The sequence below is a fragment of the Actinomadura hibisca NBRC 15177 genome (assembly GCF_001552635.1).
GTDB lineage: Bacteria > Actinomycetota > Actinomycetes > Streptosporangiales > Streptosporangiaceae > Spirillospora > Spirillospora hibisca.
Genome location: NZ_BCRO01000043.1, coordinates 45,712 through 68,770 on the forward strand (window position 1 = coordinate 45,712; position 23,059 = coordinate 68,770).

Below are 23,059 nucleotides of genomic sequence, written 5' to 3' on the forward strand. Positions count from 1 at the left end.
CGGCGTGTCACTGCCGCAGTGCCCGCGCGGTGATCTCCTCCGGCCCCGCACCCGGCTTCCACACCCGCACCTCGGTCCCGTTGCTGCGGGCGATCCGCCACCACCCGTCGCCCTCGTCGTAGAAGGTGGCGAGAGGCTGCCCGTCGTGGTCGGAGATGAGGAAGATGCCGTCCGGCTCGCGCCACACCACCACCGAGGCCGGAACCCACTTGCCGGTCACCGGTTCACCTCGCGCGGTCGCATCCCCGCCGAGATCAGCCTGTCCCGCAGTTCGATCCCGTTCGCCGCGCGGACGAAGAAATTCTTGCCGCGTACCGCGAACCACCGCCCGGCCGCCGCGTCGGCGGTGAACGCCACACCGGGAAACTCGGCCCGCAGCACCGCCAGGAACTCCGCCGCATCCGGCCCAGCCGGGGCAGGCCAGGGACGCGGTTCGGGCCGCGTCTCGGGCCAGACCACGCCCGCGCGCACCGGCCGTGACGGGACGGCGGTCACGACCGCACCCAGGACACGCCCGCATCCTCCGGTCGGCTCCACGGCGAGGTGATCCGCTTGAGCGCGCCCTTGATCTGCACCAGCGCGTCAGTGGGGTTGTCGGCCTCGCACAACCACACCGTCCCGCCCCAGCAGAACCACCACCGGCCCCCATCGTCGGCGCGCGGCCGGGCCTCGACCTCCAACCCCCGCGACCCCGGCCCCTGCGCCACCCTGAATCGCGTCCCGGACAGCTCGGTCACCGTCAGCTTGTGACCACGCGCCAGCCCAGCCAGAGCCGCCGTGAACGCCGCCCCACGCGGGTCGGTCACCTGCTCGGCATCGGACTCACGGGGCCGATCCAGGGAAGCCACGAAACCCTCCTAAGGTGCCGATGCGCGTTGTGCGTTACCCGGCACCGTAAGTACGGTGCACCAAGGCCCCCAAGGGGTTTGCCACTGTTTGCCACATCGACTCTTGACGAGATCGGAGGGTCGTTTGACGATGCGGTAGCTGCAAACCCCGGCAAACTCTCAGACGGGAGAGCGAGCATGCAGATACGGTTCCTGGGCAAGGAGACCTCCGGCGGCGACAGCCCGACCCTCTACGCCACCGACCGTCAGACCTACCTCATCCAGGGCTACAAGGTCACCGATCCGGAGATCCTCGCCAAGCTCGACATCCCGGAAGGTGAGACGTGCGTGGAGATCTACGCCAGGCTCCTGGCGCACCTGTCCAAGGACGGGCTTCACGGCGTGGTGACGAGCTGGGCACCCCCGATCGTGCATGTGTTGGAGAACGGCAACTACCTCGTTCAAGGGCCGCGAGTCACCGACCCCGCGATCCGCGCCGAGCTGGCCCTGCCGGACAACGAGGACTGCATCGAGGTCCCGAGGGAAGCCCTGCGGGCACTGCTGGAGGAGAACGACCGTGGAGTTGATGACGCCTGACCAACGAGACGAACTGCTCGGCACCTTCAAGCGCGACGCCTTCCACCTGGAACTCAAAGACTCCTACGGGGCCGCGTACGAGGATGCTCCGATAGCCCGCTGGCGCCGTGGCGAACCTGACGACTTCGCTTGGCTTCAGCCCTGGTTGGAGCGAGTCCGACAAGCTACCCGAGCAGGAAAGACCGTCCGCCGAGTACGCGTCATCAGCGAACCACTCACCGAGTACATCCGCTGGGAACACTCCGTCACCCGGCTCAACCGGGAGACCGGAGAAGACATCCGCTGGCTGCCTCGGCACCTCCTGCCCGAGGGACTGGTGTTCCCCGTCGGCGGCAACGACTGGTGGCTGTTCGACGATGAAGTGGTCACAGTCGGCCACTTCCACGATGACGGGCGCATCAAGGGGTCCGAACTGGTCACCGACCCCGACACGGTGGCCGACTGCGCCAAGGTCCGGGACCGGCTGTGGAAGCTCGCCATCCCGCACAACGAATACAAGCCCGCCTAAGCCGTGTCGCACCAGGCACAGCAAGCACGAGAGGCGCTCGGAGCCCGCCTACGTGATCTCCGCAAGGACGCGGGGCTCACCGGGCGGGCTCTGGCCGCCCTGGCGGGGTGGCACCTGTCCAAGGTCAGCCGGATCGAGCACGGCAAGCGCACCGCCAACGAGAACGACATCCGGATCTGGTGCCGCCACTGCAACGCCGGAGACCAGATCCCCGAACTGATCGCGACCGTCCGGAACATCAACGCCATGTGGTTGGAGTGGCGGCGCACGCTCCAGACCGGAACCAAGCTCCGGCAGCAGCACTCCATCAACCTCTACGAGCAGACCAAGGTCTTCCGCGTCTACCATCCGGCCCTCGTCTGGGGCACCCTCCAGACCGCCGAGTACGCCACCGCGATGCTCGAACAGGTCGTGGACTTCTACGAGATCCCCGACGACATCGAGCGGGGCGTAGCGGCCCGGATGGAACGTCAGCAATACCTCTACCAAGGCGATCGCCGCTACAACGTGATCCTCGGCGAGCAAGCGCTCTACACCAACCTCGGTGGCCCCGATGTCCTACGCGGCCAACTCGACCGGCTCATGGCCGTCCTGTCCCTGCCCCGCCTGAGCCTGGGCATCATTCCCACCAGGGCCGTATACCAGCTCTGGCCGGGCAACTCGTTCATCATGTTCGATGAGCGCACCGTCATGGTCGAGACCTACTCGGCTGAGCTCACGATCACGCAGCCCCACGAGATCGCTCTGTACGCCAAGGCGTTCGCCAGGCTCCAGCGGTCGGCCGTCTACGGCCAGCCGGTCAGGGAGCTGATCGCCCGCGCCCTCGAAGCACTCGGGTAGGCACCCGCCATATAGGCACTTGGTGTTGACAAGCGGACGCGCTGGTGCAGATCAAGGGCGCATTGCGGCAAGTGATCCCGTCACGGAATCAGCCGGGGCAGGCATCGTCGTGACTGCCGTGCCGTCACGTCCACCAGACGCTGCGGAGTTCCTGGCGGTGCTACGGGCGGAGTTCCCCGATGTGGCGTTCACGGCGGACGCCACGGCAGGGCGCTGGTTCGCGGTACGCGGCAAGGACTTCTTCGTGCGGGCGGTGTCGGGCATCGACCTGCGAGACAAGTTGATCGCGGCGGGCCTGCGCCCCCGCGAGACGGGTGTTGGTCCCGTGGCGCAGTGAACGACTGCGCCGGGTTGGCTGGAAAGGAGCACGGTGATGGGACGACACGAGGGCGGTTCGGGCGACGAGGGCAAGACCCCCGGCGGCAGCGGCGACAGCCAGAAGGGCTCGGGGCACGGCGGCAAGGGCGACGGCACCCGAGGCAACCCAACGACGGGAAGAAGTAGCGGTGACCGACTGGCGCGAGGTGATGGCGCGAGTTCCGCGCAGTCTGTTCGCACCCCCGGTGATCTGGGCCGACCTCGGCCCGGGTCCCTGGGCGCGGATCGACCGCGACACCGACCCGGACGAGTGGGCGCGGGTGGTGGCGTTGGACCAGCCGCTCATCACCCAGTTCGACGACGGCCACGCCGAGGGCCAAGGACAGGCGACCTCCTCGCTGTCGATGCCGACGGTGGTGGCCGAGTTTCTGGACCAGCTCGCCCCCTTGGACCATCACCGGGTGCTGGAGATCGGCACCGGTTCGGGCTGGACGGCCGCGCTGCTGTCGGCGCGGCTCGGTGTCGGGAACGTGACGACGGTGGAGGTCGATCCCGCGCTGGCGATGGCAGCGTCCGAGCGTCTCAAGAAGGCCGGGTACGGCTGCCGAGTCGTGGTGGGCGACGGGGCCGAGGGCTGGCCTGAAGGAGCACCCTACGACCGCGTTCACGCCACGTGCGCGGTGTCTCAGATCCCGTACGCCTGGATCGAGCAGACCCGGCCCGGCGGGGTGATCGTCGCCCCGTACGCGCCGGGGTTCGGGTGCGGCGGACTGCTGCGGCTGGACGTGCTGGACGACGGGACCGCCGTGGGGCGATTCGCCGGATCGGCGGACTACATGATGCTGCGCTCCCAGCGTCCAGCAGCGGGCCAGGCCCGCGACTGGCGTCAGGCAGCCGATCGGCAGGTGCGGACCCGCCGGACGCGCGTCGATCCGCGCGCCCTGCGCTACGAGCCGGTCAGCGTGGACGTGATCGTCGCCGCCTTGGTGCCGGGTGTGGTCTGGCGCTACTACGAGGACGACGACGGCGCGACGGTGTGGGCGCTGGACCGCGACGACCGCACGGGTCCGTGGGCCTCAGTGGACTACGAGCCCGGACAGGACGAGTTCGAGGTCCAGCAGGCCGGTGACCGGTCGCTGTGGGACGAGATCGAGAACGCCTATCTCCAGTGGCTGCGCTGGGGACGGCCCGACATCACCCGCTTGGGCATGACGGTGACCCCCGACGCGCACATGGTGTGGCTTGACGACGATAGCTCAACGGCTTTCGTCGACTGCACCGCCGCTACGAACGCAATTCGCCTTGTCGGCGTCCACCTAGTCTTCGCCTGGGTCGTTCTGGTCCACCCGGTCGGCGGCGGGCTGCGTCGCCACCCATGCCAGGACCTCGTCTTTGGGACCCTGGAACCGGGTGATCCCGGTCGTTGCGCCGTTGGCGTCGGGTGCGGAGAAGTCATCGATCCAGGTCGCCTCCCACGTCGCGGTGTCGGGGTCGTCGGCGAGGTCGGCGACCCCGTACCAGACAGTGCCGTGGCCGGGCCGGGGCGTCCCGTAGACCTCGTCAGGGACGACGCCCTCCCCGGCGGCAGCCGAGTCGTCGTCCTGGATGTAGCGTCGTGGCAGCCCGTCATCCATGCTGTGCTTCTCCCCGATCTGCCCGGTCGTGGTGACCGTAGCCAGCGGCGTCCAGCGGAGTGGGCCGGTTGATGTCATTGAGTGCGACCAGGAAATGGGCGGCTGGTGCCCCGAGGCGACTTCCTGCGAACCTCGACGTGGTAGACGCCCATCTCGGATGTGGGTTGCAGGATCGCCCCCATCATCTCCCGCTCGTTCGGTACGGGTCAGTGTCACCCTACGGAGTTGAACGGCTCCCGTTCCGGCAGGCAGGCCGTCAGCGACTCGCACCGTGGACGTCATGCGCCGAAGTTTGGGTCAGGGGGCCAGGAATTGTGCGTCTCGGGCGTCGGTGATCGCCATGTGGCCCGGGGCGTGGCCGATCGCGAACTTCGGGCGGGACGCCATCACCGCCGCCTGCGGCGTAACCCCGCATGCCCAGAACACCGGCAGCTCGCCCAAGCGCACCTCGACGGGGTCACCGAAGTCCGGTGCGTCCAGGTCCTCGATCCCCAGTTCGGCCGGGTCGCCCACGTGCACCGGCGCGCCGTGCACGGCCGGGTAGCGCGCGGTGATCCGGACTGCGTCGGCCACTTGTTCGGCCGGGATCGGGCGCATCGACACCACCAGCGGGCCGCCGAGTGACCCCGCGCGACGGCAGTTCCGGGCCGTCCGGTACATCGGCACGTTGCGGCCCTGCTCGATGTGGCGGACGGGGATTCCCGCCTCCAGCAGCGCGGCCTCGAACGTGAAGCTGCATCCGACTAGGAACGACACCAGGTCGTCGCGCCAGTACTCGCGCACGTCGGCCGTCTCGGCGACCGGCGCGCCGTCCTCGTAGACGACATAACCCGGCAGGTCGGTGCGCAGGTCGCCTTTGAACAGCGACGCCGACACCTGGCCGGGCTCCGTAACGTCGAGCACCGGGCACGCCTTGGGGTTGCGCTGCGCGAACAGCAGCACGTCGTAGGCGTCCTCGCGCGGCACCGAGATCAGGTTGGCCTGCGTCCATCCCGCGCACCAGCCCGCCGTGGGCGCGCGCAGCCCGTTCCGGAACAGCGCGCGGGCCTGGTCGGGGGTCAGGGCGGCCGCGTCGAAGTCGGTCATGGTCTTCCCCTTCGGTCGATGTGGAAGCGGAGCCGCTGGCCGGGACGGGTCTGGGCGGCGCGCGGCAGGTCGGCGGCGGCCACCACTGCGATCACCGGGTAGCCGCCGGTCAGCGGATGGTCGGCCAGGAACAGCACCGGGCTGCCCGCCGGGGGCACCTGGAGAGCGCCCGCCACCATGCCCTCGCTGGGGATCTCGCCGGTGCGGGCGCGTTCCAGCGGCGGCCCGGCCAGGCGCATCCCGGCCCGGTCGATCTCGCTGGTCACCTCGTACGGCTCGGTCAGCAGGACGCGCAGCGCGGCGCCGGTGAACCAGTCGTCACGCGGTCCGGGGCGCACGCGCAACGCCACCTCACCGCCGGTCGGCGGCGCGACCGGAAGCACGTCCAGCAGCGGCGGCCGGTCCGGCGGCAGGCCGACCGGCAGCACCGTGCCGGGGGTCAGGGGTGGCGGGCCTAGACCTGCCAGGGTGTCGGTGGAGCGGGAGCCCAGAACGGCTTCCACTGCCACTCCCCCGCGTACCGCCAGGTAGCTGCGCAGGCCCGTGGGCGGGGCGGCCATGCGTAGTTCGGCTCCGTCGGGCAGGTGGAAGACGGTGTTGGGCGCTGTTGCGCGGCCGTTGACCGTTAGGGGTGTGGGTGCGCCGGTCACCGTCGCGAACAGGCCGCCGTAGCAGCGCAGCGTTAGGCCGCCGAGGGTTGCTTCGATGGCTGCGGCGTTCTCGGGGTTGCCTAGTGCTCGGTTGGCCAGTCGTAGTGCGGCTGTGTCGGCGGCTCCCGAGGTGCCGACGCCGAGCGCCGCTTGGCCTGGTCTTCCCAGGTCTTGCACGGTGGCCAGTGGGCCGGGGGCGATCACTTCCAGGCACCGCTTCACGCCGCACCGCCCACGGCGGTGAAGCGGACCAGCATCCCCGGCCGCAGCAGCGCGGGCGGGTCGCGATCCAGGTCCCACATTGGGGTATCGGTGCGGCCGATGAGTTGCCAGCCGCCCGGTGCCTCAACGGGGTAGACGCCGCTGAACTCTCCCGCCAGCCCGACCGCCCCGGCCGGGACTCGCACGCGTGGAGTCGAGCGGCGCGGGACGTGCAGGCGGGGGTCGCCGCCTGCCAGGTACGCGAAGCCCGGTGCGAAGCCGATGAACGCGACTCGCCACAGCGTGCCGGTGTGCGCGGCGATGACCTCGGCGGGGGTCAGGCCGGTGAGACGGGCTGTTTCTGCCAGGTCGTCGCCGTCGTAGTGGACGGGGATTTTCAGTGTCTCGGTTGTGTGGGCTGTTGGTTGTGCTGGTTTGGTCGCGTGGATGGTTGCGGTGATCGCGGCGGTGTCCGCGTCGTCGGCCAGGCGCAGCAGCAGGGTGCGGGCCGCTGGGACCAGGTCCACCACGCCCGGCGGCGGCCTGTCGGTCAGCGCCGAGTACAGCCCGAGCATCGTGTCGAGGTCGGGCAGTTCGACCAGCAGGCCGGTGTCCCCGGCCGGCAGTACCCGCACTCTGTCTCCTTAGGTTCGGACGGCGGTGAACGGTTCGACGGTGATGCCCGCCTCCTCCAAGCGGGTGCGGACGGCCTGCGCCATCGCCACCGCGCCCGGGCTGTCGCCGTGCACGCAGATGGACTCCGCCTCCACCTTCACCACGCTGCCGTCGATCGCCACGATCTCGCCCTCGGCGGCCATCCGCAGGCAGCGGGCGGCGACCTCGGCGGGGTCGTGCAGCACCGCGCCGGGTTCGCGGCGTGGCACCAGCGTGCCTTCCGGGGTGTAGGCGCGGTCGGCGAATACCTCGTGTACCACCGGCAGCCCGGCTTCGGCGGCCAGTCGCAGCCACGTCGAGCCGGGCAGGCCGAGCACTGGCAGGCCGGGGTCGAACTCCAGGGCCGCCGTCACCACCGCGCGGGCCTGCGCCTCGTGGTGCACGATCGTGTTGTAGAGCGCCCCGTGCGGCTTGAGGTAGCGGACGCGCGTCCCGGCCACCTCCGCGAACTGCCGCAACGCGCCGAGCTGGTACAGCACGTCGTCGGTGAGGACGTTCGGCGGCACGTCGATGAAGCGCCGCCCGAAGCCCGTCAGGTCGCGGTAGCCGGTGTGCGCGCCGATCGCCACACCGCGTCGGGCGGCGTTCTCGCAGGTGCGGCGCAGCACCGTCGGGTCGCCCGCGTGGAAGCCGCAGGCCACGTTCGCGCTGGTCACCACCTGGAGCAGGGCCTCGTCGTCGCCCAGTTCCCAGCGGCCGAAGCTCTCGCCGAGGTCGGCGTTCAGGTCGATGCGCATGTCACTTCCACAGCTGGTCGAGGGTGGTCAGCAGGTGCCAGCTCAGGTAGAGGGTGAACGCCCAGGCCAGCACGCCGAGGCTCAGCAGCCACACCGGGTAGCGGTAGCCGCCGAGCATGTCGCGGCGGCGGGCCGCCACCCACAGCAGCACGCCGAGGCCGAACGGCAGGATCAGCCCGTTCAGCGCGCCCGCCGCCACCAGCAGCTTCGCCGGGGCCGTGCCGATCAGCAGGTAGATCGCCGTCGCCACCACGATGAACGCGACCACCAGCCGGTTGCGGTGGCGCTCGATCCACGGCGAGAACGACACGGTGAACGAGATCGAGGTGTAGGACGCCCCGATGACGGAGGTGATCGCCGCCGACCACAGGATCAGTCCGAACAGCCGCTGCCCGACGTCCCCGGCCGCGTGCTGGAACGCCGACGCCGCCGGGTTGTCCGCCGCCAGCTTCGCGCCGCCCGCGACCACGCCGAGCACGGCCAGGAACAGCAGCACCCGCATCAGCGCGGTGATCAGGATGCCCGACACCGAGCTGCGGGTGATGCCCGGGACGTTCTCCGGCCCGGTCAGCCCCGACTCGATCATGCGGTGCGCGCCCGCGTAGACGATGTAGCCGCCGACGGTGCCGCCGATCAGCGTGATGATGGTGAGCAGGTCCACCCGCTCGGGCAGCACGCTCTGCTTCAGGGCGTCGCCGACCGGCGGCCCGGAGATCACCGCCACGTACAGCGTCAGCAGGATCATGACGGCGCCGAGCACCACCACGATCCGGTCCATCGCGACCCCGGCCCGCTTCACCAGGAAGATCGCGATGGCGACCAGCGCCGACACCGCGCCGCCGATCTTGACGTCCAGGCCGAACAGCGCGTTCAGACCCAGGGCGCATCCGGCGACGTTGCCGATGTTGAAGATCATGCCGCCGAGCAGGTCGAGCCCGGCCAGCACGTAGCCGCCGCCGGGCACCACGTCGTTGGCCAGGTCCTGGGCGCGCCGCCCGGCGACGCCGATGACGCGCCACACGTTGAGCTGGATCGCGATGTCCACCAGCACCGACACCAGGATCGCGAACGCGAACGCGGCGCCGAGCTTGGCGGTGAAGGTCGTCGTCTGGGTGATGAAGCCGGGTCCGATGGCGCTGGTCGCCATCAGGAACATGGCGCCGACGAGCACGCCGCGGCCCGCCGGGGGTCGGGCGGGCCGGGCCGGCTCGGCCAGGGTCTGGTCGGTCATGACAGCCCCTCGGGGGTGTGGTGGCTTTCCCTGAGAGTAGGGATTGTTCAACAATCGGGCAATAGCTCAGTTGAACTCCGCTTGCACTACGCTTGACCCGGCCGGGCCTCGGCGCCGCATTCCCACGGGGAGAACAGGGTGACGACGCAGGACGACTGGATCGCCAACCTCAAGGCCGCGAGCGGGGATCTGGCCCGCTCCAGCACCGTCACCCGCGTCGCCGACCTGCTGCGCCAGCAGATCACCGACGGGCACCTGGTGCCCGGCGCGGCGCTCCCGGAGAAGCTCCTGAGCGAGGCCGCCAACGTGTCGCGCAACACGATGCGCGAGGCGTTCCGGCTGCTGGCCCAGGAGGGGCTGGTCGTGCACGAGTTCAACAGGGGCGTGTTCGTGCGCAGCCTCACCCTCGCCGACGTCGCCGACGTCTACCGGGTGCGCCGCATCCTGGAGGGCGCCGGGGTCCGCAACGCCGCCGAGGCGGGCCCGGAGCCGGTGGCCCGCGTCGGCGCGGTGGTCGCCGAGGGCGAGCGCGCCGCCGCCGAGGGCCGCTGGGCCGACGTCGGCACCGCCGACATCCGCTTCCACCAGGCCGTCGCCGCGTTGTGCGGCAGCCCCCGGGTGGACGACATGATGCGCCACCTGCTGGCCGAGCTGCGCCTGGTCTTCCACGTGATGGGCTCGGCGGAGCGTTTCCACGGCCCCTACCTGCCCCGCAACCGCAGGCTGGCCGACCTGCTGGCCGCCGGTGACCTGACGACCGCCGACCAGGAGTTGCGCGCCTATTTGTACGACGCCGAGGCCCAGCTCACCGCCGCCTACACGGCCGTCGAGCCCGCCTGACCTATTTCGGGGCCGAACCGGCGCCGGTACGCCGACGGGGTGATGCCGGTCTCGCGGCGCATCAGCGTCCGCAGGTTGGCGGCCGTGCCGAGCCCGCTGCGTCGCGCGACCATCTCGAAGCGGGCCTCGCCTCGCTCGATCAGGCGGCAGGCCAGGCCGAGGCGTTCGCCGGTGAGCCACGCCAGCGGCGTCGTGCCCAGTTGCGCCTGGAAGCGGCGGTGCAGCGTCGCCGGGCTGACCGCCGCGCGTGCCGCGAGGTCGGCGACGGTGAGCGGCGTGTCCAGCCGCTCCTGTGCCCAGGCCAGGACGGGTGCCAGGGATTCGTCCGGCACGTCGGGCATGGGACGTTCCACGAACTGCCGCTGCCCGCCGTCCCGATGCGCGGCGAACACCAGCCGCCGGCTCACCGAGTTGGCAACCTCCGCTCCGTGGTCGCGGCGGACCACGTGCAGGCCGAGGTCGAGCGCGGCGGCGCTTCCGGCGGCGGTGAGAATGTCGCCGTCGTCCACGAACAGCACGTCCTCCTCGAACTGGACGGACGGGAAGCGCGCCCGGAAGGAGGGTGCCCACTGCCAGTGCGCGGTGGCCCGTCGCCCGTCGAGAACTCCGGCTTCGGCCAGGGTGAACGCGCCGCTACAGAAGCCGACCAGACGCGCGCCGCGCGCGTGCGCACGTCGGATGGCGTCGAGCACGGCCGGACGGCGGGGGACCTCGACGTCGGGACGGTTGGGGACGATGAGGGTGTCCGCGCTGTCGGCCGCCTCCAGGCCGGTGACGCCGGTGAGCGTGAAGAACCCGTCCCGCATCAGCGTGCGGGGCTCGGGAGAGCAGAGCCGGAAGTCGTAGAGGTCGCGGCCCAGCTCGGGGCGACGCAGGCCGAAGACCTCGGTCGCGCAGCCCAGCTCGAAGGGGTTGGAGTTCGCGTCCACGATCACGACGACCCGGTGCGAGGATTCTTGCGCCATATGCGATTCCTAGCACTCACACCGCCCGCGCGGAACCGCCCAGGATGGCCCCATGAGCAACGACCCCGTCTCCCTCGACAAGGCCCTGGCCTCCTTCGACGCGCTGTGGAGCCCCCGCATCGTCAACCGTGTCAACGACTACGACGTCCGTATCGCCAAGGTGGAAGGCGAGCACATCTGGCACGCCCACGACGACACCGACGAGTTCTTCCTCGTGCTCGACGGTGAGCTGCACATCTCCCTCCGCGAGCCCGCCGGGGAGCGCACGGTGACGCTCCCCCAGGGCGCGGTCTTCACCGTCCCCAAGGGCACCGAGCACCGGCCGTACGCCCCGTCCGGCGCGTCCATCCTGATGTTCGAGCCCGCCGGGACGCCCACGGTCGGCGACCGGCACGACGAGGTCCCCGACCACGTGGACGCGACCACTGGCCACGCCCTCGACCTCTGATCCGGCCTCACGCGACGGCGGCGTCCCAGTCGATGTGGTGGCCGTAGGTCTCGCGCGTCTGCCTGCCGTCGGCGGTCATCCTGAGGACCACCGGCAGCAGCAGGTCGCGGAGGACGCGGCCGACCGGCCCCGCCGCCTTGTTGTTGTTCACCCGCGCGGCCTGCTTCACGATGCGCGCGACGCGGGGGCGGCGCAGCGCGTCGTAGGCCGCGAACGCCCGCGCGACGTCGCCGTGGTCGCGCAGCGCGCGGGCCAGCTCCACCCCGTCCTCGATGGCCAGCGACGCGCCCTGGCCCGAGGACGGGGACGGGGCGTGCGCGGCGTCCCCGATGACGATCATCCGGCCGTCGTGCCAGGCGGGCAGCTTCACCATCGCGTGCATGGGGCTCGCGGGCATGATCTCGTGGGCTTGCTCGACCAGCCGGACGGCGGGCCCGCCGTCGCCCTCGAACAGCCGCGCCAGCCGCGCGCGCCACTCCTCCGCGCCGATCGCCTCCACCTCGCCCCGCGCGGGCTCGTCGCGGCGCGGCACGTTCGCGAACCACCACACCTCGCCACCGGGCGCGAGGGCGTAGCCGAAGAACCCGCGCTTGCCGAAGACCATCGAGTAGTCGCCCGGCGCGACGTCCACGGGCACGCCCCGCGTGTACCCGCCGAGCCCGATCAGGCCCGTGTAGGCGGGGGCGGGCGCGCCGGGGTCGATCAGCCCTCGGACGGTCGAGTGCACGCCGTCGCAGCCGACCAGCAGGTCACCGTGTGCCCGTGTGCCGTCGGCGAACGTCGCGGTCACGCCGTCGCCGGTGTCCTCGGCGGTCACCAGGCGCTTGCCCGGCTCGATGCGGACGCCCTGGGCCACGGCCTCGTCGCGCACCGCCCGGTAGAGGTCGGCGCGGCGCAGGGTGCGGCTGACGGTGCCCGCCTCGTCCGGGCCGGTGGTGCTCACCCGGCCCAGCGGCTTGCCGGTGGTGCTGACCATGGCGATGCCCGGCGTCGGGAAGCCGGATGCCAGGGCGGGCGCGTCGGCGCCGATGGCGCGTAGCGCGTCGATGCCGTTGGAGCCGAGGGTGAGGAAGACGCCGACGCCGTCCGCGCCGGACGGGTGCGCCTCGTAGACGGTGGCCTCGACGCCCGCCCGCCGCAGCGCCATCGCCGCGACCGGCCCGGCGATGCCGCCGCCGATGATCAGAGCTCGCATGGTGGTGCTCCTTCCGTGGGATTTATTTAGTTAGATCGAACTAAACACTAGCGCTAGACTACGCCCATGCCAAGTCGTCCCGAACTGGTGGAAGAGGTCCTGCTCGCCGGCCGCAAGTTGTCCACCGCCGCCGTGCTCTTCCACACCGCCCTCTCCGCCCGCCAGGGCCTGAGCGCCACCGAGGAGAAGGCCCTGGACGTGCTGGCGCGGCGCGGCCCCATGACCGCGGGCGACCTGGCCCGGCACACCGGGCTGACCCCGGCCTCGGTCACCGCGCTGATCGGCCGCCTGGAGCGCAAGGAGGCCGCGCGGCGCGTCCCGCACCCCGAGGACGGGCGCAAGGTGCTGATCGAGTTCCGGCAGGACTGGGTGGCCAAGGTGGCCCCGCTGTTCGAGGACCTGGTGCGGTCGCTGCGCGAGTTGTGCGAGGGCTACGAGGACGACGAGCTGGCCACCGTCGCGCAGTTCATGACCGACGCGGCCTGGCGACAGGAGGAGGCCATGCGGCGGTTGTGACCACGGCCGGACTGCCTGGAGCGTCCGGTTTCGCCGCGCGGCAAAGCGAGCATGATGCAAGGAGTCCGATCGACGATCTTGGGGGGAGAGCGCGCCCATGGGCAAGCCCGTCCTGGAAGAACTCGACCGTGCCGAGTGCCTGCGGCTGGTGGCCGGCAGCGCGGTGGGCCGGGTCGCCTTCGACGACGGCGAGGGACCGGCGATCATCCCCGTCAACTACGTCCTGGACGGCGACACGCTGGTGTTCCGCACCACCGTGGGCGGGCGGCTGACCAAGAACCTGTCCACCCACCTGGCCGGAGCCGAGATGCGGATCGCCTTCGAGGTGGACCGTCTCGACACCGATGACCGCACGGGCTGGAGCGTGCTGCTGCGCGGCGGCGCGCGGCCGATGACCGAGCAGGAGGCCGCCGCGGCCCCCGACCCCGACCCGTGGCCCGCCGGGGAGCGCGAGTCCCTGATCGTCTTCACGCCGAACGAGGTCAGCGGCCGCCGCCTGCACCGGGACTAGCCCTTGATCGCCTCCTGGTACCAGGAGGCGCTGTCCTTCCACGTGCGGCGGCCGGTGGGGTAGTCCACGTGGATGAGACCGAAGCGCTTGCTGTAGCCGTGCGACCATTCGAAGTTGTCGAGCAGCGACCAGGCGAAGTAGCCCCGTAGATCGACGCCCGCGGCGATCGCCCCGGCGGCCGCCGCCAGGTGGTCGCGCAGGTAGGCGATCCGGTCCTCGTCGTGGACGCGGCCGTCGGGGGCCACCTCGTCGGCGAACGCCGCGCCGTTCTCGGTGATCATCAGGGGGACGCCCGGGTGCTCGCGGTGCAGCAGCAGCAGCAGCTCGGTCAGGCCGGTGGCGTCGACGGGCCAGCCCATCTCGGTGTACGGGCCCGGCTGCTCGGCGAACACAACGTCCGCGCAGCCCACGAACGGCGTCGCCGCGCCCTCGGCGTGGCCGTGCGCGGCGGCCGGGGCGCCGTCGTCGCGGACCAGCGTGGGGCTGTAGTAGTTGACGCCGAGCACGTCCAGCGGCGCGGCGATGGTCGTCTCGTCGCCGCCGCGCACGAAGGACCAGTCGGTGACGGCGGCGGTGTCGGCCAGCAGGTCGGCGGGGTAGCCGCCGCCCAGCATCGGCCCGGTGAAGATCCGGTTGGCGACCGCGTCCACCCGCCGCACCGCCTCGGCGTCGCCGCGCAGGTGGTGCAGGTTGAGCGTGACCGAGTGCCGGGCCGAGGCGGCGACGACGCCGCGCAGCGCGCCGTTGGCCATGCCGTGCGCGAGGTTGAGGTGGTGGGCGGCGGCGAGCGCGGCGGCGGCGTCGGCGCGGCCGGGCGCGTGCACGCCGGAGGCGTAGCCGAGGAAGGCCGAGCACCAGGGCTCGTTCAGCGTCGTCCAGGTGTGCACGCGGTCGCCGAGCACCTGGCCGACGTGCTCGGCGTACTCGGCGAACCGGAAGGCGGTGTCGCGGGCGGGCCAGCCTCCAGCGTCCTCCAGGTCCTGGGGCAGGTCCCAGTGGTAGAGGGTCGCGACGGGCGCGATGCCCGCCTCCAGCAGGGCGTCCACCAGGCGCGAGTAGAAGTCGAGGCCCGCCCGGTTGGGGCGGCCGTCGGGCAGCACCCGGGACCAGGAGATCGAGAAGCGGTAGGCGTCCAGGCCCAGCGCGGCCATCGACGCGACGTCCTCGGCCCAGCGGTGGTAATGGTCGGTGGCCACGTCGCCGGTGTCGCCGTCGCGGGTGCGGCCGGGGGTGCGGCTGAAGGTGTCCCAGATGGAGGGGGCGCGCCCGTCCTCGTCCGCCGCGCCCTCGATCTGGTAGGCCGCGGTGGCGGCGCCCCACAGGAAGCCTTCGGGGAAGGGGGTCATCGGTGCTCCAGCATGTCGTTTCGGGTGGGGCGGACACGGGGTCGGGCGCAGTCTATGGGAGCGCTCCCACTTGCCGACAGCCCTTGATGCCTTCGGAAGATCAGCCGGACGTGCAGTCGCCGCCGTTGAGGGTGAAGCGTTGCGGTGGGTCGCCCGCGCCGCCTTGGCCCAGGAAGCCGAAGCGGGCCGTCCCGCCGGGTGGCAGGGACAGGTTGTAGCCGGGCGCGGTCACCGTCACCTGCGCTCCGGACTGCGCCAGGCCGCCGTCCCAGAGCTGGGTGACGCGCTGGCCGCCGGTGAACTCCCAGGCCAGCCGCCAGCCGGTCAGCGCTTGGTCACCCTGATTGGTGATCTGCACCTGGACCTGGAAGCCGCCCGGCCAGCGGTTGGTCACCTGGTAGGCGACCGCGCAGCCGGTCGGGCCGGAGGGCGACGCGGACGCGGATGGGGTCGGCGTTGGGGACGGCGAGGGTGCTGCGGCCAGCGGTGGGGCGGGTTGTTTCTTGTCGGAGGAGTCCGGGGCGAGCAGGGCGAACAGTCCGGCGAGCAGGACGAGGCCGCCTATGGCTGCGGCGATCAGCAGAGGGCGGCGGTCCTTGGCGGGGGCCGGGTCGTCGATCAGGATCTTGGTTAGGTGCGGCGGCGGGACGGCGGCTGCTTGTGGCGTGGCCGGGGTGGGAGGTTGCGCGGCCTTTCCTACCGGGACGCCTGACGCGCGTCCCAGGGTCGCGGCGACTTCGCCTGCGTCTGGCCTGGCTTCGGGGCGTTCGTCCAGGCACCTGCGGCATATCTCGATGACTTCGGTTGGAATTTCTGGTCCGACGTCTCCCAGCATTTCTCGCAGCACGATGCCGAGCGAGTACACGTCGGCTGACGGGGCGGGCTCCTCCCCCGTCGCCAACTCGGGGGCTGCGTAGGCGGGGGTTCCCCATACGGGTCCTGTCAGGGACGTGCGCGTGGTGAAGGCGATGCCGAAGTCCAGCACCTTCACGCCGCCGGGTGTCAGGAACACGTTCGCGGGCTTGACGTCCCGGTGCACGATCCCGGCCGCGTGTGCGGCGGCCAAGGCGTCGGCCAGGTGTGCGCCGATGCCCGCCGCCTCCCGCCACGGCAGCGGGCCGCGCGCCAGCCGGGACGCCAGGCTCTCGCCCCGCAGCAGCTCCATCACCACGTACGGCAGCGCGCCGCCGTCCGGCAGCACGGCTTCGCCGTAGTCGTACACGGCGGTGACGCGCGGATGCTCCAGCCCGGCGGCGGCTGCGGCCTCCCGGCGCAGTCCTCCGGCGGCGCGCCGGGGCAGTTTGACCGCCACGGCGCGTTCCAGCACCAGGTCCGTGGCGCGCCACACGGTGGCCATGCCGCCCGCGCCCACCTGCTCCTCCAGCCGGTAGCGCCCGCCGAGCACGGTTCCTGGCGCGGGCTCGGCGGGTGCGGTCATGCCGGAAGTATGCCGAACTGTCAGCGCACCCCGTATAGGTGCTCCAGCGCGAGCTGGTCGAGGCGCTCGAACGCCGCGCCCCGCGCCGCCAGCTCGGCGATGCCGGGGGTGAAGTCGCGGACCGCGCGCCAGTCCTCGCCCTCGGCGAGGGTGGGCCGGGCCAGCTCGTCCACCCGCGCGGCGGCCAGGGCGTCGCGCACCTCGGGATCGGCGCGGAAGGCGCGGACCTTCTCCCGAAGGATCAGCCAGTTGCGCATGCAGGCCCGCGCCGACTCCCACACGCCCGCGTCGTCCTCGGTGCGCGGCGGCTTGAAGTCGAAGTGGACCGGGCCGTCGTAGTCGCTGTTCTCGATCAGGTCCACCACCCAGAACGCGCCGCGCGCGTTGCCCGCGCCGAAGCGCAGGTCCTGGTCGTAGCGGGGGCCGTGCTGCCCGTTGAGGTCGATGTGGAACAGCTTGCCATGCCACAACGCCTGCGCCAGGCCGTGCGCGTAGTTGAGCCCGGCCATCTCCTCGTGGCCGACCTCGGGGTTCACGCCGACCAGCTCGGGGTGCTCCAGCTCCTGGATGAAGGCCAGGGCGTGGCCGACGGTGGGGAGCAGGATGTCGCCGCGCGGCTCGTTGGGCTTGGGCTCGATGGCGAAGCGCAGGTCGTGGCCCTGGTCCAGGACGTAGGAGCCGAGCACGTCGAACGCCTCTTTGTAACGGTCCAACGCGGTGCGCACGTCCTTGGCCGCGCCCGACTCCGCGCCCTCCCGGCCGCCCCAGGCCACGTACACCTGCGCGCCCAGCTCGGCGGCGAGGTCGATGTTGTCCATGGTCTTGCGCAGGGCGAAGCGCCGCACGTCGCGGTCGTTGGCGGTGAACGCGCCGTCCTTGAAGATCGGATGGGCGAACAGGTTGGTCGTCGCGGTCGTGACCACCAGGCCGGTCTCGTCCAGGGCCTTGCGGAACGCGCCGACGCGTTCGGCCCGTTCGGCGGGGGTGGCGTCGAAGTCGAACACGTCGTTGTCGTGGAAGTTGACGCCGTGGGCGCCGAGCGCGGCCAGCTCGCGCACGGCCCGTTCGGCGGGCATCGGCGGGCGGGTGGCGGGGCCGAACACGTCCACGCCCTGCCAGCCGACGGTCCAGATGCCGAACGAGAACTTGTCCTCGGGCCGGGGCGTGAAGCGGTCCTCGCTCATGGGCTCTCCTCGGGGGTCAGGCGTCGCGCAGCGCGGCGTAGCGTGCTCTGATCTCGGTGGTATCGGTGCCGCCGGGCTCGTGCTCGGTGGCGGGCGGGGCGGGCCAGGCCGGGGGTTCGGGGGTTCCGGCGAGGGCCCAGGCGGCCTGGCGGGCCGCGCCGAGCGCCACGTACTCGGCGGGTTCGGGGACGGTGACGGGCGCGCCGAACAGGTCGGGGGCCAGGGCGCGCACGGCCGCCGAGCGGGCCCCGCCGCCGATCAGCAGGACGCGCCGGGGGCGCACGCCCTGCGCGGCCAGGTGCGCGACGGCGTCGGCCAGCGAGCACAGCAGCGCTTCGACGGCGGCGCGCGCCAGGTTCTCGGGGGTGGTGTTGGCGCTGGTCAGGCCGGTCAGCACGCCGGTCGCGCCGGGCCGGTCGGGGGTGCGTTCGCCGTCGAGGTAGGGCAGCAGGGTGAGGCCGCCCGCGCCGGGTTGGGCGGCGAGGGCCAGGCGTGACAGCCCGTCCAGGTCGGAGCCGGTCATGCGGGCGGCGGAGGTCAGCACGCGCGCGGCGTTGAGGGTGCAGACGAGCGGCAGGTAGCGGCCGGTCGCGTCGGCGAATCCGGCGACCGCGCCGGTGGCGTCGGCGGCGGGTGCGGAGGAGACGGCGAAGGCGGTGCCGGAGGTGCCGATGGACACCGCGACGTCGCCCTCGCCCAGCCCGAGGCCGAGCGCCGCGCCCATGTTGTCGCCGGTGCCGGGGGCGAGGCGCGCGCCCCAGGACGTCTCCCCCACCGTCTCGCCGGGGGCGGCCACGCGGGGCACGGCGGGCTGGTGGCCGAGGGCGGCGGTGAGCAGGTCGGGCAGGTAGCGGCCTTCGGCGGGCGACCAGTAGCCGGTGCCGGAGGCGTCGCCGCGGTCGGTGACGTGGCCGTCGGAGCCGAGCTTCCAGGTCAGCCAGTCGTGCGGGAGCAGGACGGCGGCGGTGCGGGCGGCGTTGGCGGGCTCGTGCTCGGCCATCCAGCGGAGCTTGGCGACGGTGAAGGAGGCCAGGGGCACGCTGCCGGTGCGGTCGGCCCACGTCTTCGGGCCGCCGTGCTCGGCGACCAGGGCGCGGGCCTGCGGGGCCGAGCGCACGTCGTTCCACAGCAGGGCGGGGCGGACGGGCGCGCCGTCCTCGCCGAGGGCGACCATGCCGTGCTGCTGGGCGGCCACGGCCACCGCGTCGGCGCGTTCGAGCAGGTCACGGACCTGGCCGAGGGCGTTCCACCAGTGTTCGGGGGCGCACTCGGTGCCGTCGGGATGCGGGGCGGCGGCCTCGGCGACCACGCGGCCGTCCTCGGCCCGGCACAACACGGCCTTGACGGACTGGGTCGAGGAGTCGACCCCGGCGACCAGCATGATCCTCCCTAGGTGCGTTCGTGATCTAGCCGGTGTTCATTGAAGTCCCGGCTCAGGAGGGCTCGCCTGGCGGCTCGCCCTCCTGACCGTGCCTTGACGAGTGCCACATCGCTTCGCGATCTGGCCCGGTGGGACTCGCCTTCGGCTTCGCCCCACCGGGCCAGTTAGGCACTCGCGCGACGGCTGAGGTCTTGGAGACAGGCCCTAGCCCACAACGGCGGGCCGTCCGGCGTCAAGCCGCGGGGAGGACCAGCTCGGCGGCGATCGCGCGGTGGTCGGTGGCCGGCAGGACATGGGTGGTGAAGCGGCGCACCGCCACCCGCCGGTCGGCCAGCACGTGGTCGAGCGCCACGCCCGGCAGCGGGTCGTGGTAGGGGCCGCTCTCGGGCCAGGTGGTGCTGAGGCCGACGCCTGCGACGTCGGCGGCGTCGCGGTAGCCGGTGCCGACGACGCGGCGCAGCCCCGCGTGGTCGAGGGTGGCGTTGAAGTCCCCGGCCAGCACGCGCACCGTCCCACCGGGGTCGGCGGAGGGCAGGGCGCGCAGCCCGGCCTTCCAGCAGCGGGCCGCAGCCGGGATGGAGGGTGCGCACGGGTGGACCGACACCACTTCCACCGGCGGCGCGCCGGGAACGGTCATGGTCGCGCGGGTCTGGGTGAACCCGATCCGGATGGGCGGCTGCTCGCGCAGTGGGTGGCGGGCGTAGACGCCCGTGCCGCTCGCGCCGCGCTCGTCGTGGAGGACGCGGTGCGGCAGTTCCTTGGCGATCCCTGCCTTCTCCAGCGCGGCGACGGCGTCGGGCGTGAGTTCCTGGAGGGTCAGGACGTCGGCCTTGGTGGAGCGCACCAGGTTCAGCAGGTCGGCGGCCGGGACCTGCCCGTAGGCCAGGTTGGACGCGAGCACGCGCAACTCCGGGCCGCGCGCGTCGGGGTTGCCGCCGGTCATGGCGCGCGGCAGGACGGCGGCGGCGAGCAGGGTCGCGGCCAGCGCGGCGACGAGCGCGGCGGGCCAACGGCGCAGCAGCAGCGCGAGCACCGGCGCGGCGAGCGAGGCCATGGCGACGTACGGGGTGAACGCCACGAGCTGGCCCCAGCGGAAGCCCGGCTCCCAGCCGGTGGTGCGCAACGCCGCCCACACCGCGAACGGCGCGACGGCCGTCCAGACCAGGACGTCCACCCAGCGGCGGCGTGCCCGGCGGGGCGGATCGCTCTGCTTCGTCTCCTCGGCCTGCGGTGTCTCGGCGCGCACCCGTCCCCCGTCCGCTCGTCCTCTCAGTAGCAGACGATCACCGGGGCGGCCGGGTTCACGCGGGGCGGTCGATCCGGAACAGTTCCTCGTCGACCAGGTCCAGCGCGAGCCGCAGCGCGCCCAGCGCCACGGCGTCCTCGCCCAGCGTGGACGCCTCGATGCGCACGGGCGTCAGGCACAGCGGCGGCACCGCGCGGCGCAGCGCCTCCACCAGGCGGTCGCCGGGGCGCACGAGACGGCCGCCGACCACGATCATCTCGGGGTCCAGGGCCAGCGCCATGGCCGCGATGCCGCGCGCCATGCGGGCCGCGAGCCGGTCCACCAGCTCGGCCGCTGCCGAGTCGCCGCGCTGGGCGGCGGCGAGGACGCGCTCGGCCGCGCGCTCCACCGGCCCGGCGGTGCCGTCGGAGTCTTCGGCGGGCAGTGTTCCCGAGGGCGCGGCCTCGGCCAGGACGGCGGCGGTGTCGCGCAGGCCCAGCTCGGGCAGCAGCCCGACCTCCCCGGCCGCGCCCCAGCGGCCCCGGTGCAGCCGCCCGCCGATGATCGCGCCCATGCCGGTGTGCGGCCCGGCCAGCACGCACACCATGTCGTCGGAGTCGCGGGCCGCGCCGCGCCAGCGTTCGGCGAGCGCGGCGAGGTTCGCGTCGTTGTCCACCAGGACGGGGCAGGGGAACATGCGGCCCAGCTCGCGCGCCAGCGCCACCCCCTCCCAGTCCGGCACCACCGTGCACAGCGCGATCCTGCCCTCGGGCGACACCACGCCGGGCGTCCCGGCCGCCACCGCCCACAACGCGCCGCGCTCCACGCCCACCGTGGCCAGCAGCTCCGACACCGCCACGCGCACGGCGGCCAGCCGCTCGGTCGCGGAGGCGTTGAGCGCGACGGCGGCGTGGTGCCCGGCGACGACCTCGCCGTCCAGGTCGGCCAGGAAGAGCCGGACGTGGTGGGCGTCGATGTCGAGGCCCAGCGCGTACCCGGCGTCGGCGCGGAACCGGTAGCGGCGGGCCGGGCGGCCGAGGCCCCGGCCCGAGCGCGGCGCGACCTCGGTGACCAGACCCCGGTCGGCCAGCTCGCTCAGCACCCCTTCGGTGGTGGGCCGGGACAGGCCGACCTCGCGGGCCAGCTCGCTCAGCGTGGGCTCGCCGCCGCCGCGCAGGGCGCGCAGGGTGGCGGCGGCGTTGATGCGGCGCAGCACCGAGGGATCGCCGCCGTGCAGGGAGAGTTCGGACACGGCACCTCTTGGGGTCGGCTGGTGCGGCCCATTATTGCCAATCTACTTATGGAACAAGGGTGCGTAATGCCTGGTCGCCGCGGCCGGTTCCGGTCGCGCGGCCACTCCGGACCGGGTGCGCCCGGCATTCCGGCACGGTCGCGGGGCCCGTGGGGACGGCGGATGAGGAGGCGGAGATCACAGAGGCGGGCGGTGGGGGCCTGGCGGGCATCGTCCGGAAGCCCATTGTCCGGTGGATCGCGCTTCTGGACGAGAAGGCGCGGCCGGTCGAGCTGTCCGAGGGCGGCCACCAGAGCTGTTGACTGCTCGTCTAGGAACTCGTTGCCAGAGGGAACGACGCGCGCCCGAGCGCGAGGAGGCGGCTGGTCGATTTGCCCGAGGACGGCTGCCAGACCCGTCGGCCGCTCGTCCGGAACGCGGGCGTCAGGCGGCTCCCGGCTCGGCTACGACGCGCTCGGCGTTTTCGCGCGCGCCCGGTAGGCGCTGGGCGTCAGCCCCCTCCGGCGGACCAGGTGCTGCCGCAGCGAGTCGGCGCTGCCGAGGCCGCTGCGGCGTGCCACCTGGTCCATCGGCAGGTCGGTCGTCTCCAGCAGCTCGCAGGCCCGGTCCAGGCGCTGGTGCAGCAACCATTGCAGCGGGCTCTGGCCGGTCTCGTCCTGGAAGCGGCGGGCCAGCGTCCGGGTGCTGACGCGGGCGTGCATCGCCAGGACGGTCAGCGTCAGCGGTTCGTCGAGCCGTTCCAGCGCCCACGCCCGGGTCGGCGCGAGCGAGACGGTCCGGGGCGCGGGCAGCGGCGTCCGGACGGCCTGCGCCTGGTCGGCCGGGCGCGGCGGCGCGACCACGGCCAGGCGCGCCGCCTGCGCGGCCGCCGCCGCGCCGTGGTCCTCGCGGATCAGGTGCAGGCACAGTTCGACGCAGGCGGCGGCCCCGGCCGACGTCACCACCGGGCCGTCCACGACGTACAGCACGTCCGGCACGACCCGCACCGCCGGGAAGCGGCGGGCCAGGTCGCCGGCCAGTCCCCAGTGCGTGGTGGCGCGGCGGCCGTCCAGCACCTCGGCCTGCGCCAGGACGAACGTGCCGGTGCAGATCGCCGCCATGCGCTTCCCTGCGGCGTGCGCGTCCCGGACGGCCGCCAGCACGCGCGGATCGACGTCGGTCAGGCCGCCCCCGCCGATCACGATGACGGTGTCCGCCCCGGCCACCGCGTCCAGGCCGTGCGCGGCCGGGACCGACAGGCCGTCCACCGTCGCGACCGGCCCCGGTTCGGCCGCGCAGACCAGCACCTCGTAGCCGGGCGCGCCGCCGATCTCGGCCGCGCCGAGCACCATCTGCGCGATGGCCAGGTCGAACAACATCACCGGCGGCACGGCGACGAACGCGATGCGCGGCATGGCGGGAACCTCCGGTCGGTTGGCGATCGTCCCCCTGCCGGTCCCGGTCGCCGGGCCGCA

General features: G+C 72.7%; 27 protein-coding genes. 10 read left to right on the forward strand and 17 right to left on the reverse strand.

Annotated elements, in window-relative coordinates; genetic code table 11:
* Positions 1 to 7: 7 nt before the first annotated feature.
* Genes AH6_RS21200 through AH6_RS21210 form a run of 3 tightly spaced genes read right to left on the reverse strand, consistent with a single transcriptional unit; the run spans position 8 to position 848 of the window.
* The gene (locus tag AH6_RS21200) at positions 8 to 220 is read right to left on the reverse strand and encodes a hypothetical protein (RefSeq protein ID WP_067482514.1); all 213 of its coding nucleotides are present in this window, start codon (positions 218 to 220) and stop codon (positions 8 to 10) included.
* The gene (locus AH6_RS21205; RefSeq protein WP_067482516.1) at positions 217 to 495 is read right to left on the reverse strand and encodes a hypothetical protein; all 279 of its coding nucleotides are present in this window, start codon (positions 493 to 495) and stop codon (positions 217 to 219) included. The genes AH6_RS21200 and AH6_RS21205 overlap by 4 nt, the downstream gene beginning before the upstream one ends.
* A complete protein-coding gene (locus AH6_RS21210; RefSeq protein WP_067482518.1) occupies positions 492 to 848 on the reverse strand; it encodes a hypothetical protein in 357 nt (118 codons plus the stop codon). The genes AH6_RS21205 and AH6_RS21210 overlap by 4 nt, the downstream gene beginning before the upstream one ends.
* Before the next feature lie 177 nt (positions 849 to 1,025).
* On the opposite strand from AH6_RS21210, the gene AH6_RS21215 reads away from it, so the two are divergent.
* The 5 genes from AH6_RS21215 to AH6_RS21235 all read left to right on the forward strand — a co-directional run bounded on the left by AH6_RS21215 (position 1,026) and on the right by AH6_RS21235 (position 4,796).
* Positions 1,026 to 1,424 (forward strand): hypothetical protein, encoded by a 399-nt coding sequence (locus tag AH6_RS21215; RefSeq protein ID WP_067482520.1) that lies wholly within the window; start codon positions 1,026 to 1,028, stop codon positions 1,422 to 1,424.
* Positions 1,414 to 1,932, forward strand: coding sequence for a DUF6879 family protein (locus tag AH6_RS21220; RefSeq protein ID WP_245679404.1), 519 nt, complete (start codon positions 1,414 to 1,416; stop codon positions 1,930 to 1,932). The genes AH6_RS21215 and AH6_RS21220 overlap by 11 nt, the downstream gene beginning before the upstream one ends.
* 3 nt (positions 1,933 to 1,935) lie before the next feature.
* The gene (locus AH6_RS21225; protein ID WP_083983296.1) at positions 1,936 to 2,772 is read left to right on the forward strand and encodes a helix-turn-helix domain-containing protein; all 837 of its coding nucleotides are present in this window, start codon (positions 1,936 to 1,938) and stop codon (positions 2,770 to 2,772) included.
* Positions 2,773 to 2,953: 181 nt separating this feature from the next.
* A complete protein-coding gene (locus AH6_RS21230; RefSeq protein ID WP_157431612.1) occupies positions 2,954 to 3,109 on the forward strand; it encodes a hypothetical protein in 156 nt (51 codons plus the stop codon).
* Between the two features lie 169 nt (positions 3,110 to 3,278).
* Complete coding sequence (locus tag AH6_RS21235; RefSeq protein WP_067482524.1) at positions 3,279 to 4,796, forward strand: methyltransferase domain-containing protein; 1,518 nt, start codon at positions 3,279 to 3,281, stop codon at positions 4,794 to 4,796.
* A 225-nt stretch (positions 4,797 to 5,021) separates the two neighbouring features.
* On the opposite strand, the gene AH6_RS21240 is transcribed toward AH6_RS21235, so the two are convergent.
* The 5 genes from AH6_RS21240 to AH6_RS21260 are packed head-to-tail and all read right to left on the reverse strand — an operon-like array spanning position 5,022 to position 9,304.
* Positions 5,022 to 5,810 (reverse strand): putative hydro-lyase, encoded by a 789-nt coding sequence (locus tag AH6_RS21240; protein ID WP_083983297.1) that lies wholly within the window; start codon positions 5,808 to 5,810, stop codon positions 5,022 to 5,024.
* Positions 5,807 to 6,682: a 5-oxoprolinase subunit C family protein gene (locus AH6_RS21245; RefSeq protein ID WP_083983298.1), complete on the reverse strand. Its 876-nt coding sequence runs from the start codon at positions 6,680 to 6,682 to the stop codon at positions 5,807 to 5,809. Before AH6_RS21245 ends, AH6_RS21240 begins: the two co-directional genes overlap by 4 nt.
* Positions 6,679 to 7,296 (reverse strand): 5-oxoprolinase subunit B family protein, encoded by a 618-nt coding sequence (locus AH6_RS21250; RefSeq protein WP_067482526.1) that lies wholly within the window; start codon positions 7,294 to 7,296, stop codon positions 6,679 to 6,681. The genes AH6_RS21245 and AH6_RS21250 overlap by 4 nt, the downstream gene beginning before the upstream one ends.
* Before the next feature lie 9 nt (positions 7,297 to 7,305).
* Positions 7,306 to 8,073, reverse strand: a complete 768-nt coding sequence (locus tag AH6_RS21255; protein WP_067482528.1) for a LamB/YcsF family protein — start codon at positions 8,071 to 8,073, stop codon at positions 7,306 to 7,308.
* Position 8,074: 1 nt separating this feature from the next.
* A complete protein-coding gene (locus AH6_RS21260; protein WP_067482530.1) occupies positions 8,075 to 9,304 on the reverse strand; it encodes an NRAMP family divalent metal transporter in 1,230 nt (409 codons plus the stop codon).
* A gap of 138 nt (positions 9,305 to 9,442) precedes the next feature.
* Here AH6_RS21260 and AH6_RS21265 point away from each other — a divergent pair, with 138 nt between their 5' ends.
* Positions 9,443 to 10,144: a GntR family transcriptional regulator gene (locus AH6_RS21265; RefSeq protein WP_067482532.1), complete on the forward strand. Its 702-nt coding sequence runs from the start codon at positions 9,443 to 9,445 to the stop codon at positions 10,142 to 10,144.
* On the opposite strand, the gene AH6_RS21270 is transcribed toward AH6_RS21265, so the two are convergent.
* Positions 10,120 to 11,109, reverse strand: coding sequence for a GlxA family transcriptional regulator (locus tag AH6_RS21270; protein WP_067482534.1), 990 nt, complete (start codon positions 11,107 to 11,109; stop codon positions 10,120 to 10,122). The two genes, AH6_RS21265 and AH6_RS21270, sit on opposite strands and share 25 nt — an antisense overlap.
* Before the next feature lie 52 nt (positions 11,110 to 11,161).
* Between AH6_RS21270 and AH6_RS21275 the strand changes: the two genes are divergently transcribed.
* The gene (locus AH6_RS21275) at positions 11,162 to 11,557 is read left to right on the forward strand and encodes a cupin domain-containing protein (RefSeq protein WP_067482536.1); all 396 of its coding nucleotides are present in this window, start codon (positions 11,162 to 11,164) and stop codon (positions 11,555 to 11,557) included.
* A 7-nt stretch (positions 11,558 to 11,564) separates the two neighbouring features.
* Here the strand turns inward: AH6_RS21275 and AH6_RS21280 are convergent, their stop codons facing one another.
* Complete coding sequence (locus AH6_RS21280; RefSeq protein ID WP_067482538.1) at positions 11,565 to 12,752, reverse strand: FAD-dependent monooxygenase; 1,188 nt, start codon at positions 12,750 to 12,752, stop codon at positions 11,565 to 11,567.
* Positions 12,753 to 12,818: 66 nt separating this feature from the next.
* Here AH6_RS21280 and AH6_RS21285 point away from each other — a divergent pair, with 66 nt between their 5' ends.
* Positions 12,819 to 13,268: a MarR family transcriptional regulator gene (locus AH6_RS21285; protein ID WP_067482540.1), complete on the forward strand. Its 450-nt coding sequence runs from the start codon at positions 12,819 to 12,821 to the stop codon at positions 13,266 to 13,268.
* A 97-nt stretch (positions 13,269 to 13,365) separates the two neighbouring features.
* Positions 13,366 to 13,779, forward strand: a complete 414-nt coding sequence (locus AH6_RS21290) for a pyridoxamine 5'-phosphate oxidase family protein (protein ID WP_067482542.1) — start codon at positions 13,366 to 13,368, stop codon at positions 13,777 to 13,779.
* On the opposite strand, the gene AH6_RS21295 is transcribed toward AH6_RS21290, so the two are convergent.
* The 6 genes from AH6_RS21295 to AH6_RS21320 form a co-directional block, all read right to left on the reverse strand.
* Positions 13,776 to 15,125, reverse strand: a complete 1,350-nt coding sequence (locus AH6_RS21295) for a GH1 family beta-glucosidase (protein WP_067482544.1) — start codon at positions 15,123 to 15,125, stop codon at positions 13,776 to 13,778. The two genes, AH6_RS21290 and AH6_RS21295, sit on opposite strands and share 4 nt — an antisense overlap.
* Before the next feature lie 100 nt (positions 15,126 to 15,225).
* Positions 15,226 to 16,563: a protein kinase domain-containing protein gene (locus tag AH6_RS21300; protein ID WP_083983299.1), complete on the reverse strand. Its 1,338-nt coding sequence runs from the start codon at positions 16,561 to 16,563 to the stop codon at positions 15,226 to 15,228.
* 20 nt (positions 16,564 to 16,583) lie between these two features.
* Entirely contained in the window at positions 16,584 to 17,747 is a 1,164-nt protein-coding gene (gene xylA, locus AH6_RS21305; protein ID WP_067482548.1) for a xylose isomerase, read from the reverse strand.
* Between the two features lie 16 nt (positions 17,748 to 17,763).
* A complete protein-coding gene (gene xylB, locus AH6_RS21310) occupies positions 17,764 to 19,128 on the reverse strand; it encodes a xylulokinase (protein ID WP_067482550.1) in 1,365 nt (454 codons plus the stop codon).
* Between the two features lie 232 nt (positions 19,129 to 19,360).
* Positions 19,361 to 20,374 (reverse strand): endonuclease/exonuclease/phosphatase family protein, encoded by a 1,014-nt coding sequence (locus AH6_RS21315; RefSeq protein ID WP_218005896.1) that lies wholly within the window; start codon positions 20,372 to 20,374, stop codon positions 19,361 to 19,363.
* A 55-nt stretch (positions 20,375 to 20,429) separates the two neighbouring features.
* Positions 20,430 to 21,605, reverse strand: coding sequence for an ROK family transcriptional regulator (locus AH6_RS21320; RefSeq protein ID WP_067482552.1), 1,176 nt, complete (start codon positions 21,603 to 21,605; stop codon positions 20,430 to 20,432).
* A gap of 149 nt (positions 21,606 to 21,754) precedes the next feature.
* On the opposite strand from AH6_RS21320, the gene AH6_RS43910 reads away from it, so the two are divergent.
* The gene (locus AH6_RS43910) at positions 21,755 to 21,907 is read left to right on the forward strand and encodes a hypothetical protein (protein WP_157431613.1); all 153 of its coding nucleotides are present in this window, start codon (positions 21,755 to 21,757) and stop codon (positions 21,905 to 21,907) included.
* A 141-nt stretch (positions 21,908 to 22,048) separates the two neighbouring features.
* Here AH6_RS43910 and AH6_RS21325 read toward each other — a convergent pair whose 3' ends face one another.
* On the reverse strand, positions 22,049 to 22,999 hold the full coding sequence (locus AH6_RS21325; RefSeq protein ID WP_067482554.1) for a GlxA family transcriptional regulator: 951 nt from the start codon (positions 22,997 to 22,999) through the stop codon (positions 22,049 to 22,051).
* Between the last annotated feature and the right edge of the window lie 60 nt (positions 23,000 to 23,059).